Here is a 10,572-nt window from a genome sequence, read left to right as displayed (position 1 = left end):
TTGACATAAAGCAGGGCTACCGCCCAGCAAAAATATTTGCTAATGCGACAGCCCCAAGTCTCAAAATGAAGTATTATTCAAAGTGAAAAAATACTGTTAAACTATCCTCAGATAAAAAAACAGAAGAAGAAAACCGATGACTGAATAAACAAATCATTGGGAAAGCAATTACTAAAAAACCAATGATTAACAAATCAATGAAAAAAAGCGCATTAACAAATTGATTGTTAGAAAAAATAGTTCTTGGATTTTTTATTGACAAAGACGGAGGATAGGACAATGGCAGATTTGAGAACCCCATTTCGTTATGATTTTGTAGGTAGCTTTTTAAGACCGGAAGTATTAAAGCAGGCAAGAAAGAACTTTGACGAAGGTAAGATCACCAAGGAAGAGCTGACAGCTGTGGAAGATGATTGCATCCGTGATCTGGTAGCAAAGATCAAGAAACTCGGGTATCATGTGATCACGGACGGCGAATTCCGCAGATCTACCTGGCATCTTGATTTCATGTGGGGATTTGAGGGCATTGAGCACAAAAAGACCGTACAGGGAAATACGACTTTCGATGCAGAGGCAGCGATGATTGATGATACCTATATGGTAGGCAAGATTTCTGTAAAGGATCATCCGTTTGTAGAACATTTCAAATTTGTGAAGGCATTGGAGGATGAAAATACCGTAGCAAAACAGACGATTCCTTCTCCGGGTCAGTTCTATGCATACTTTACTGGTGCAGAGCTTCTCGGAACCACACTTGATATTTATAGAACAGAGGAAGCATTTGCAAAGGATGTGATCAAGGCATATGTGGAATTTGTAAATGAAATCTACGAGGCGGGTTGTCGCAACCTTCAGTTTGACGACTGCGTATGGGGCGGTATGGTAAATCCAAAGCTGGCAGTTGCATTGACGGGCAGAAAGGGTCAGAAATTAGAGGATTATAAGGCACTGCTTCTTCAGTTAAATAACGAAGTCGTAGCACAGGCTCCATCAGATCTGGTGATCAACACTCATGTGTGTCGTGGTAACTATCATTCCACGTTTTTCAGTTCCGGTGCTTATGACGGTGTAGCAGATCTGCTTTTTGGCGAGGAAAATGTAAACGCCTATTATCTGGAATACGATGACGAGAGATCAGGTGGCTTTGCTCCGTTGGCAAAGGTTTCCGGCGACAAGAAAGTGGTTCTTGGTCTTGTGACCACGAAGTCTCCTGTTCTGGAAGACAAGGAGGCTGTGATTGCAAGAATCCGTGAAGCGGAGAAATATGTTCCGCTGGATCGTTTATACTTGAGCCCGCAGTGTGGTTTTGCTTCCTGTGAGATCGGTAACAAGCTGACTGAAGAAGAGCAGTGGGCGAAATTAAAATTAGTAAAAGAGATTGCAGAGGAAGTTTGGAAATAAGAGTTTGGGTGTCGTCCAAAATTTTTTGCAATCTGTAAAATGCAATGTAATGAAAACAAGGACCTGCCACAAATTGACAAGTCCTTGTTTTCGTATGATTGAAATTTTGTTCTATGTTATTTAGGTCAACATTTGCGAGCTTTCAGATGCAGTAATTCATATGAAAATAAATATGAATGCTAAGTACAGGAATTTCGGCTTGAGATCATTAAATGCGAAAAAGTGGTAAGAGGACATATGGACACTCGATAGTCTTTGCTTGTGAAAATATACGGTATACTATATAATAAAAACAAAGAGAAAAGAGATTAAGAAAGAAATGCGATAGATATTTTTGAGTAAAAATCCATGAGTTTATTAGGAGCTTTATCAGGAAACTAGAAGACAGGGGACAGAAGTAGGTTAGGAGATTAGAAGATACGAGACAGGAGATAAAGACAGGCATGAACGAAAAATGCGATCAACACAACTATGATCAGTTGGATAAAGAATTGAATCATCTGGTGCAGGTGATTGCCAGACTCCGGGCGAAGGATGGATGCCCCTGGGATCGGGAACAGACACATGCTTCTCTCAAGTCAGCCTGCGTGGAAGAGGCAGCGGAAGTCATTGGTGGAATCAACATTCTGGAATCAACTGGAAATGCGGAGAATTTGAAGGAAGAACTGGGGGATCTGCTGTTGCAGGTGGTTATGCATGCACAGATTGCAGAGGAAGAAGGCTTATTTGCACTGGAAGATGTGATTCACGGAATTACAGAAAAAATGATCCGCAGACACCCTCATGTGTTTGGAACGACAGATGTTTCTGGTTCCGAACAGGTACAGGCGAGTTGGGCAGAGATCAAGAAACAGGAAAAAGAGGGAAAAGAGTGGATGGAAAGTTATCTGCCGGGAGCCTTTGATGAGGCGGAAGAACTGATTGAGGTCGCAAAAAAGCGAAAAGGATTTGATAAAATTAGCAAGTAGTAAACCAGAATCCATTAGCTAAGAGAGAAGATGTAAAATGAGACTCTTTTGGGACATCTAAGCGGGAATACTTGGTCATTCAATAACTGTCACAGTGATACGTTCCGTGAGTGTCGACTTGAATGATATAAGTAAGTGCTTGGGATAGCATGATAATAAATTTCAGAAAGGAATTTCTTAAATGGAATACTTAGGACAAATTGATGAGGCATCGTACCTTTCTGTTTTGAATGCACCTGTATATCGCAAGATTATGCGTTGCTTTTACCGGGAATATGAGAAGATGAATTTTCAGTTGTATAAAGAAGACATTTTTGATCTCCTGAAGAAGGATAACGAATTTGAAAATTATACGATGGAACAGTTAGTTTTGGATTTAAATGCTCTCGTTAAGTGGAAAAATCTTACACCGATTCAGGATCCAGGCAGAGTTTATACGATTGCAGATTATAAAAACAAGCAATATCAATATACAATGTCCGAATATGCAGTAGAAATTGAACGTTTGACGGTCAGGCTTGAAAATATTTTTGTAGAATCTGGAAATCTTTCCACAAATTTCTTTTTACGTTTAGAAAAAAGTCTGAATGAAGCTCCGGAAATGAAGACGGCTACTTTGAAAGAAGTAAATGAATGGTGGCGTCTTTTGCAGGAAGACTTCAAAAGATTAAATCAGAATTATCAGGATTATCTCAGAGATTTTTATTCAGGAAAAACAGAACAATTGATGAAATCCGTAGAGTTTGTTGTTCATAAAGATAAATTTATCAAGTATCTAACGGAGTTTGTGCAGGAAATACAGCGCCATTCCCACAGAATAGAACGGATTTTGAAGACGAATCTGTCTGATATAGAAGAGCAGATTCTGGAAAAAGTAATACAGAGCGAACTGGATATTCCTCATGCACTTCTTGAGATTCATGGAAATGCAGAACCCAGCATACGGGAAAATGTATATGGAAAATGGACCTCTCTCAAACATTGGTTTATTGGTTCGGACCAGCATGAGTGTGAGTGCAAAAAAGTTTTGAAAGTTACAAACGATGTCATCCGGAGTATCATTCAGAATGCAGCGCTGATTGTACAGATTCAGAACTGGGGAATCAGCAGAAAGGATGATTATAAAAAATTCTTACAGCTTTTTCTTAACTGTGAAGATATGAATGAAGCGGGAAAACTTTCAGCACATGTCTTTGGAATCCAGAAAATTCAACATTTTAAGACAATTCAGCCGAGAGAATCGGATTCCATTAACAGCAGTATCTATGAGGAAGAACCGTGTGAGTTTTTGTTGAAACCTCATACTCGTAATTACCGTGAAAAGAAAGAAAAAAGCGGATTTAGAGATAAGACGATGGAAAAGCGATTGCAGAGGGAAATGTATCTGTCACAGGCAAGAAGACAAAAAGAGATTGTGATGCGATATATTAAGAACAATAAAATTATTTTCTCTGAGATTGATGAACCGGTGACGGAGGAGATCCGAATTGTCTTTTTACAGTGGATTGCTCAGGCCAATATGAATTCACAGAAAGTGGGAAGAACGGAGTATGGACAGGAATATCGGCTGATACGAAAAAAAGAAAACTGTGTGTTAAAGTGTCAGGACGGAAATTTGATTATGCCATGTTATATATTGGAGTTTAAACAGTCATGAATGAGATAAGAACATTGTTTGAAAGATTTTGGATCTGTAAGGATACAGAGAAAGAACTGTATTATAAAGTGAAAAGAGAGATGCCAGAATTTCAGCGGTTTGTCAGAGAACAGCTTGGATGGAAATTGATTTATACGGATAATCTTCTGAAGCTGGAAAAAAGACCTGCACATGCGGAAGCCTTTATGGGAATCACAGAGTTTACGGAAATCAGGGATTACTGTATTTTGTGCGTAGTTCTGATGTATCTGGAGGACAAGGAAGAACAGGAACAGTTTTTGCTCTCAGAATTGATCACTTATGTGGAGACTCAGTTGAAAGTCTTTATGGAAGTTGACTGGACTTCTTTTGCGCAGAGAAAATCTCTTGTCCGTGTGTTACAGTATATGGAGAAATTACAGATGCTGCGCGTGTATGAGGGAAAGAGCGAGGCATTTGGTGCAGAAGTCGGGCAGGAAGTGTTGTATGAGAATACAGGGTATTCCAAATATTTTGCGACAAGTTTCCCGACGGATATTTCCGAATATCAGTCATGGGAGGATTTTGAAAAGGCAGATTTTGAAGAAGTTCAGGAAGATCGGGGGTCTGCGCGTATTAATCGTGTTTACAGACAGCTTTCGGTATGTCCGGTTATGTACTGGGAGAAAAATGATGATGCAGATGCGTTGTATTTGAAAAATCAGCGTCAGTGGATCTCAAAATACCTGAGAGAAAATCTGAGTGGAAACTTGGAGATTTATAAAAACATGGCATGCCTGACATTGGAGAATGATGATTGTTATGGAACTGTACATCCGAGGGATGCAATGCTGCCGGAGGCAGTTCTTCTCGTTTGTCAGAAGATCCAGGATGACCTGGCTATAGGAAAGCTGGAAAAGACAGAAAATGAACGGATTTTTATGAGTCGAAAAAAATTTGCAGATCTGGTACATGAATGTCGCGATAAATGGCTGGCCGGATGGAGCAAAGAATTTCGTGAAATGGACGAGAAAAAATTACTGGAAACCATAGTGAAATATATGGAAGACTGGCTTATGATTCGGTGCGAGAACGAACAGATTGTGATATATCCGGTAACAGGGAGGCTGTCAGGTGTTTATCCAGATGATTTCAAGGGGGATGTGAAAAAATGAGTGACCGTTGGAAAATGAATCGAATTGGATTTGTCAATTTCTGGTTGTATGATGAAGAAGATTTTGAGTTTGTGGATGGAAAGCTTCTGCTGAGAGGTCAAAATGGTTCCGGAAAATCTATTACTACGCAGAGTTTTATCCCATTTGTATTGGATGGAGATCGTACACCCAGCAGACTGGATCCATTTGGCTCCAGCGATCGAAGAATGGAATATTACTTTTTAGGTGAGGAAGAAAAAGACGAATCGACGGGATATTTATTTCTCGAATTCAAAAAGGAAGGCACAGAGGAATGTCGAAGTATTGGAATCGGTCAACGGGCGAAACGTGGAAAACCGATGGATTTCTGGGGCTTTGTAATTCTGGATGGAAAGAGAATCGGATATGATCTGTGGTTGTACAAAACAGTTGGAACAAGCAAAATTCCTCTGGACAAACGTGAAATGAAGACTCTTCTTGGAGAGGAGAACTTTTTCACAGACAGCCAGAGTGAATATAAAAAGCATGTGAATCAGTATATTTTTGGTTTCCGCAAAGAAGAGCAATATGAGCAGTTTATCAGGCTGCTTGTAAAAGTGCGGGCACCGAAACTTTCTAAAGAATTTAAACCTACAAAAGTATATGAAATTTTGAATGATTCGCTTCAGACTCTGACGGATGAAGATTTGAGGGCTATGGTAGATGCCATGGAGAAAATGGATGAGATACAGGACAGTCTGGAAATGCTGAACCGTGCATTTGCGGACATCAAAATCATCCGAAATGAATATACGCGCTATAATCAGTATATGCTGGCAAAAAAAGCTCAGGCATATTTACAGAAAAAGCAGGAAGTAGAAGAAGCGCAGAAGGAATTGGATCAACAGGAACGGGAACTGCATCAGACAGAAGATTCCTGTCAGAAGAAAACGCAATATCTGAAAGAACTGGAAGAACGGAAAATTTTGGCAGAAACAGAACGAAACGGGCTTTTAGATATGGATCTGGAAGGAATTGACCGTAAACTGGAAGATGCAAAAAAACAGAGAAACACAGCATTTGAAGATGAGACGCGTTGGAATGGAAAAATTCAGGATTATAATACAAAAATATGGCAGGGAGAACAACAGCTGAAACGAATTCAGGATCAGTTGGAGGAGAGAAGAGAGCATCTTGCAGAATTCAAAGAGGAGTTAGAAGAAGAACAGAGAATTTTACAGTGGGAACAGCACGGACAATGGACGCAGGTATTGGAACAGGAAAATCAGGAGTATGCAGAGGAACTTGCAAAAGGACTTGAGATACGAAAAAAACTCATGGAAGAATGCCAGCGGGTGATAAGGCAGTATGAAGATATAGCCGGACGATATGACAGAGTGCTGGAAGAACTGGAGTCTCTGAAAAAAGAAAAAGAAAATAAGAGTCAGGGACTGTTGGATGCACAGAATCAGGTCTTGGAGTGCATCGATCAGTGGATTACAGATGTTTTTGAACTGGAAAAACAATCTGTTCAGTGGCATCCGAGTTCTGCCCTTTTGCAGGAAGCAGAAGAAAAAATGAAAGAATACCAGTCGGTAGAAGACGCAGGGAAAATTCAGGAACTTTTTCGGAAATCGTATGAGGAACAGAGGCAACAGTTACTTGACCGGAAAAACAACAGAGAGAATGAACGGAACATTCAGTCGGGAATCCTGAAAAAAGCGAAAGAAGAACTTTCAGAGGCTTTCAGGCAGGAGGAATTGGAACCGGAACGTTCTGAGGAGACAAAGACATCGAGAATTGCTCTGGAAAAATCGGGCATTACGGCAGTGCCTTTTTACAAGACCGTAGAATTTTCGGAAAATCTGGATTCTCATTCCTGCGCAAGATTAGAAGCTCAATTACAACATTCGGGAATTCTGGATGCGTTGGTCGTATCAGAGTGTGATTTAGAGCGAATTCGGACACAGTGTCCGGAGTTTCTTGACACGGTGCTTTATGCGGAAAAAAGTGGAATGTCCAGATTTGATTCCTTAGTCGTCAGTGAAGAATTGGAACCACAGTTGCAACAGTCCGTCAGACGGATTCTCAGCAATATTTATGAAGAGGAAAAATCAGAAACTGGAAATTATCTTGGGACAGATGGATGGTTTCAGCAGGGGATGTTGCTTGGTCGGGCAGATAAGGCGGGTGATGCAGAATTTGTGGGATTTTTGGCGAGAAAACGGCGGAAGGAACAAAAAATCCGTGAGTTGGAAGAGATGATCCGAATTCAGACAGAAAAATTAACTGAGCTGGAACAAGAGATAGAAGAATGGAAGAAAAAATTGGAAATTCTTCAAAGGGAATATCAGAACTTGCCTGGATTTACGAAGATTAATATGGCACTGGATCAGGAAAAAGACGGTCGGTTATTGCTAGCCCGGATAACGGATGAATATAATCAGAAGGAAGTACTGGAAAAGAAGATTGCTGAAGAAAAGAACAGTCAGTATCAGATCGTGTTGCATACATGTAAGTCGTTTCCGTATGGAAGAACGGGAGAGGCATACAAAGAGGCAATGGATGCACTGGAAGCATACAGAAGCCTCTGTCAGGAAATTTGTCAGTGCTTACTGAAACTTGAAAATGAGAAGAGAGCAGGTATTTCTCAGGAAGAAGCAATCGAAGAGAATCAGGCTCGTATGGATGATGCTTTTTTTGAACGAGATAAATACAGCACAAAAGTTAAGCAATTTGATGTCCAGATTCACCAGTATGAAGAATATTTAAACCGTCCGGACATTGTAGAAAAAGCAAACAGACTGAAAAAACTTCGAGAAGAAATTACGTTTATTACGGAAGAATGTGGTACTGTAAGAGAAGAACTGGCGGTTCTGAGAGCAAACAGAGAAAGAATGGTGAAGAATGAACCGATACAGAAGGAAAATCTGAGACAAAAAATTTCTCTTGAAACGATGCTGAAAAATTATTTCGAGGAAGAACTTTCTCTGAATTTGCTTATGGAACGTGAAAATCGTTCTTTGGCAGACTGTGCGAAAACAGCGGTTCAAATGATGCGTGAGAACGACAGAAACCGCGAAGCAGCAGATCTGTTCCAGTCCTTATATCAGGTATATCAGCGCCATAATGGAAGTCTGACGAATTATGGAACTTCGATTGAAAACTGTTTTGAATCGGGTTCTGTTATGGAAACTCAAAACAGTAGTATTTTGCGAAATCGTGTGCGGATTGTATCTACCTGGAAAGGGAAGAAAGTTTATCTGGAAGAGTTTTATAAAATATTAAAGATCGCCATTGATGAGACAGAATTGCTGATTCAGAAAAAGGACAGGGAACTGTTTGAAGATATTCTTTCTCAGACAATCAGTCAACAACTTACGGATAAAATTGCGGAGAGCAGAAAATGGGTTGCAGATATGTCAAAGTTGATGAGGGAAATGGATACCTCTATGGGACTCAGCTTCTCACTGGACTGGAAACCTTGTAGGGCAGAAAATGGAGAAGAGCTGGATACCAATGAGCTGGAAGAAATTTTACTTCGTGATTGGGAACTTTTGACGATTGAGGATATTGAGAAGGTAGCAACTCATTTCCGCAGTAAGATCCGAGCAGAAAAGATGAAGCTGGAAGAAAGCGATGGCATGATCAACTACATGGAACTGGTGAGAGATGCGCTGGATTATCGAAAATGGTTTGAGTTTCATATGTATTTCAGGCGCGGTGAAGAACAGAAGAAACCTCTCACCAATGCGGCATTTAACCGTTTCAGCGGTGGAGAAAAAGCGATGGCGATGTATGTCCCGTTGTTTGCAGCCGTAAATGCGCAGTATAAAAAAGCAGAAAAGCAGGATCATCCACGCATGATTGCTTTGGATGAAGCATTTGCCGGAGTAGATGACAAAAATATCAGCAGTATGTTTAAGCTGGTTCATAAACTGGACTTCGACTATATTATTAACTCACAGGCGTTGTGGGGGTGCTTTGAAACCGTAAAAGGTCTCAGGATTGCAGAGCTTCTCAGACCGCAAAATTCCAAAACGATTTCGGTGATTCGCTATACATGGAACGGAAAAGAGAGGATTCTTGATGAACAATAGCCAGGAATGTGTGGAGTATTTTCGATGTCGCGATGCGTATCATCGGTGTTTCCAGGAATTGTGGAAGAAATGGCGTTCTTACGGAAGAGTAGCCGGAAGAATCACGTTAAAAGATACTTCGGAAGAAGAACGAAAGGCAATCAGCAGTATCATTGGAAGGAGATTTCTTGAGGATACCATTCATTTTTCCTTTGCTGAATTTGAGGCAGGATTACAAAAAACGCGATACGCACCTGTTGAGATGAAAGAAGTTCTGGAAGCATATTTTGGAAAACCATTGCAGACAAATCAGATGGAAGCAGAACAAAATCAGAAGCAAAAAGAGATGTTTCTGAATAAAATCCAGGAATGTTTTTCTGAAAAAGCTGGAAAAGATTCCATCGCTGTGAAATGGCTGGAAGCAGTAAGGAGCTCTAAGAAATATGGGTATCAAATAATTATAAGAGAATATGGCAGAGATCCCCAATCAGCAGAAGTGTTGATAAGCCAGGTGGGAAATGCTCTTTTGAAACTGGAGAAAATGAAAGCAGAAGCGACGGAGAGTCCTCTGGCAGTTTTCTCTGCTGATGTATCGGATAATCCTCATTACTTTGATCGCGGAAGTGTGGGAGGAATCCTTTTGACACATGGGATCAGTTATTGCAAAGGTGTAAACTTTCCTTCAAATGCCCATAATTGGAGAGAACTTTTGCAAAGTGCAGGAATCATTCCGGATAATATATCTTCTATGGTACACGCATATGGATTGCAACTGGAAACAAAAGAAGGATGGCATCCTGCATATGTAGCTTTTTGCAGAAGAAAAGAACCATATGTGATTACAATGGAAAACATGTGTGGAGTGATCGGTGTGCGAGCTTCAGGGAAAAAGGTGTATATTGTAGAGAATGAGATGGTTTTTACGTATCTGATTCACCATTTACGGAATCGGGACCCTATATTGTTGTGCACAGCAGGGCAACCACGTTCTGTTGTACAGATCCTGATTCCGATGATCTTGAAAAGTGATATGCAAATTTATTACAGTGGAGACATTGATCCAGATGGAATCCAGATTGCAGAGCGACTTTGGAAAAAATTTGGAGATGGAATTCATATATGGAGAATGTCTCCAGGAGATTATGAAAAAAGTTGTTCAGGAGAAAGAATTAGTGATCTTGGAATTAGCAAGCTAGAATATATCTGTCATCCACAACTGAAAGAGACAGCTGAAGTTGTGAAAGAGAGACGATTGTCAGGATATCAGGAGAATATTTTGCAGGAATTGCTGGAGGATATCAGTAAGCAGGATACTTGAATGGTTTATGAAAAAAGATCCTGCAATTGGAATTAAACTATTGCAAGATCTTTTTTCC

General features: G+C 40.3%; 6 protein-coding genes. All 6 read left to right on the top strand.

What is annotated here, in order from left to right; all coding sequences use genetic code 11:
* The first annotated feature begins 279 nt into the window (after positions 1–279).
* The 6 genes from AC4EVX_RS08160 to AC4EVX_RS08135 all read left to right on the top strand — a co-directional run bounded on the left by AC4EVX_RS08160 (position 280) and on the right by AC4EVX_RS08135 (position 10,514).
* A complete protein-coding gene (locus AC4EVX_RS08160; RefSeq protein WP_490159963.1) occupies positions 280–1,401 on the top strand; it encodes a 5-methyltetrahydropteroyltriglutamate--homocysteine S-methyltransferase in 1,122 nt (373 codons plus the stop codon).
* 443 nt (positions 1,402–1,844) lie between these two features.
* Positions 1,845–2,369 carry a MazG family protein gene (locus AC4EVX_RS08155; RefSeq protein WP_177977925.1) on the top strand — a complete coding sequence of 175 codons (525 nt, stop codon included), beginning with the start codon at positions 1,845–1,847 and terminating at the stop codon, positions 2,367–2,369.
* Positions 2,370–2,550: 181 nt separating this feature from the next.
* Positions 2,551–4,026 carry a TIGR02677 family protein gene (locus tag AC4EVX_RS08150; protein WP_177977924.1) on the top strand — a complete coding sequence of 492 codons (1,476 nt, stop codon included), beginning with the start codon at positions 2,551–2,553 and terminating at the stop codon, positions 4,024–4,026.
* A complete protein-coding gene (locus AC4EVX_RS08145) occupies positions 4,023–5,159 on the top strand; it encodes a TIGR02678 family protein (RefSeq protein WP_490159962.1) in 1,137 nt (378 codons plus the stop codon). Before AC4EVX_RS08150 ends, AC4EVX_RS08145 begins: the two co-directional genes overlap by 4 nt.
* Complete coding sequence (locus AC4EVX_RS08140) at positions 5,156–9,217, top strand: TIGR02680 family protein (protein ID WP_490159961.1); 4,062 nt, start codon at positions 5,156–5,158, stop codon at positions 9,215–9,217. The genes AC4EVX_RS08145 and AC4EVX_RS08140 overlap by 4 nt, the downstream gene beginning before the upstream one ends.
* Positions 9,207–10,514: a TIGR02679 family protein gene (locus AC4EVX_RS08135; protein WP_177977921.1), complete on the top strand. Its 1,308-nt coding sequence runs from the start codon at positions 9,207–9,209 to the stop codon at positions 10,512–10,514. Before AC4EVX_RS08140 ends, AC4EVX_RS08135 begins: the two co-directional genes overlap by 11 nt.
* Positions 10,515–10,572: the final 58 nt, after the last annotated feature.

The organism is Brotaphodocola sp. (genome assembly GCF_983179755.1).
This window is presented reverse-complemented; position numbering and strand designations above follow the sequence as displayed.